We start from the raw sequence: 2,548 nt of genomic DNA, 5'->3' as shown, positions 1-2,548 counted from the left end.
GTATACCCCAGAGCGATCAGAGCGTAGATACTGCCTACAGATATTCCGTTAATTAGTTGTTGAATGAAGTACTCCATCGCCATCCCCTTTTCCCCATAATAATCAAAAACAGCCTTTCTCTGTCTTACATTCATCTTTCTTTCTCTATGATGTTACTTATATTAACACAGACCGTTTTCTTCGTCACTAGCAATTCTTTGATTTTACGATTTTATTCGAAATTTCTTGTTAGATTAATTAACATAAGAGGTAATATACAAGACGCGCGCTTGAGTTTATCACTGAAATACGGAGTATAATAGAGTAATTCGCAGTAAATCGAAGTTCTGCAAAAAATGACTGAAGATCATTTTCTTATCTAATGCTTTATTTTCTCGTAAATAATATAACATTTGTCTCTTTACAGCTTCAATACTTCAATTTATTAAAGCGTTTAGCAACAGAAATATGTTGCCACTCTGAATAAAAAAAATACTCCGGAAGCCACGGCTCCCGGAGCTGTACAGCCAAGCTTTGGCACAGCAGTTGCAGTCCAAAGAAAGCAAGGCACCAAACCCTCATCAAACGAAGATATCTTATGGATTGACCTTGGTTTCAAAAGTTTGCTTGCCGTCCACATATTTCAGCACAACCGCCGCTTTAACAGGGTCATGTGTTTCATTCAGTGTAATTTTACCTGTAGCAAGCTGCAGGTCCTTCGTAGCAGCCAAAGCATCCTTGATCTTCACAGGATCTGCTTCTCCAGCACGCTCTATGGCATTCGCCACGAGTTTCAACGAGTCATAGCCCAGTGCGCCAATCCCATCAGGAACTTCGCCGTCATTGGCTGCCTTATAGGCTTCAACAAATTTAACGACTTCTTCAGAAGTATCTTCCGCAGAGTAATGGTTAGAGATGTAGGTATTATTCAGAGCTTCAGCTCCGGCAATTTCCAGCAGTTGTGGAGCATCCCAGCCATCGCCGCCCAAGAAAGGAACCGTGATTCCCATTTCACGAGCCTGCTTCAGAATTTTACCCACTTCTTCATAGTAACCCGGCAGATAGATCACATCGGGATTAGAGGCTTTGATACGTGTCAAAACAGCTTTAAAGTCAGAGTCTTTCTGCTGATATGACTCTTGACTCACAATTTCCCCGCCATTCTTCACGAAAGTTTCTTCGAAGAACTTTTGCAGACCTTTAGAGTAGTCACTAGAAGTGTCAGTGTAGATTACAGCTTTTTTAGCACCCAGCGACTGGGAAGCGAAGTTAGCCATAACTTGACCTTGGAAAGGATCAATGAAAGCTGCGCGGAATGCCCATTCATTGACTTTACCAGTGCGCTCGTCCACAGTAACTTTGGGGTTGGTTGCGGATACGGACATGAGTAGAACCTTCTTCTCCGTCGCAATCGGAACAACACCTAAAGCGTTGGTAGATGTCGTAGGGCCAACGATGGCTACAACTTTATCTTTGGTAATTAGCTTTTGCGCTACCTGGGTGGCTTCCTCGGATTTCGAGGCATTGTCCCCGACAACCAACTCTAATTTCTTACCAAGTACGCCGCCTGCATCATTGATCTCCTTAACCGCCAGCTCCGCACCTTTCAATACAGACGTGCCATAAGAAGCCTGTCCACCCGTAAGTTCAAGGTCAGCCCCGATTTTAATCGTGTCAGAAGCTGCACTGTTCCCTGAATTGTTGCCGCAGCCCGTTGCCAATACCGCAGTCAGTACTGTAGCTAAAATAATTGCCCCGATTTTCTTCATTTCTCTCTCCCCCGATATCTACTATATAATGTTGTTTCTGAATGCATGAGTGTAATCTGTCTCTTTAGTGGCCGAGATACGNTTTTCTTCATTTCTCTCTCCCCCGATATCTACTATATAATGTTGTTTCTGAATGCATGAGTGTAATCTGTCTCTTTAGTGGCCGAGATACGCCATTTTAATCTCTTCGGAATTCGCCAGTTCCTTGGCGTCGCCTTCGAGTACGACTCTGCCAGTCTCCAGTACATATGCGCGGTGGGCAATCTTCAGCGCCTGATGCGCATTCTGCTCTACAAGCAGGACGGTCGTTCCTGCCGCATTCACTTCCTGGATAATCTTGAAGATATCCTGTACCAGAAGCGGTGCGAGTCCCATGGACGGTTCATCCAGCAGCAGCAGCTTGGGATGGCCCATAATGGCGCGGCCCATGGCCAGCATCTGCTGTTCCCCGCCGGAGAGGGTTCCTGCCTGCTGCTTCTTGCGCTCCAGCAGTCGCGGGAACGTCTTATAGACTTTCTCAAAATCAGCAGCGAGACTACTGGAATCCTGCAGATACGCGCCAAGCTCCAGATTCTCCTCGACCGACATATTGGCGAACACGCGCCGTCCTTCCGGACAGTGAATCAGCCCTTCTTTGACAATCGCCTGAACGCTTTGGTTCGCAATGGATTTCCCCAGAAATTCAACGCTTCCTGTCTTCGGCTTTAGAAGACCCGAAAGCGTCTTGAGCAAGGTTGACTTCCCGGCGCCATTGGCCCCGATCAATGTCACAATCTCTCCCTGGTTAACGTGGATACTGA

At 46.1% G+C, this 2,548-nt stretch carries 2 protein-coding genes; both read right to left on the bottom strand.

The features are described 5' to 3' along the window. Positions 1-575: 575 nt before the first annotated feature. The gene (locus ACAN55_RS24120) at positions 576-1,748 is read right to left on the bottom strand and encodes an ABC transporter substrate-binding protein (protein ID WP_379139134.1); all 1,173 of its coding nucleotides are present in this window, start codon (positions 1,746-1,748) and stop codon (positions 576-578) included. A 156-nt stretch (positions 1,749-1,904) separates the two neighbouring features. Further along, positions 1,905-2,548 (bottom strand): ABC transporter ATP-binding protein (locus ACAN55_RS24115; protein WP_379139131.1); only part of this gene is annotated, 644 nt, incomplete at its 5' end.

Origin of the sequence: Paenibacillus oryziterrae, from assembly GCF_042610485.1 — a bacterium.
GTDB lineage: Bacteria > Bacillota > Bacilli > Paenibacillales > Paenibacillaceae > Paenibacillus_AQ.
This window is presented reverse-complemented; position numbering and strand designations above follow the sequence as displayed.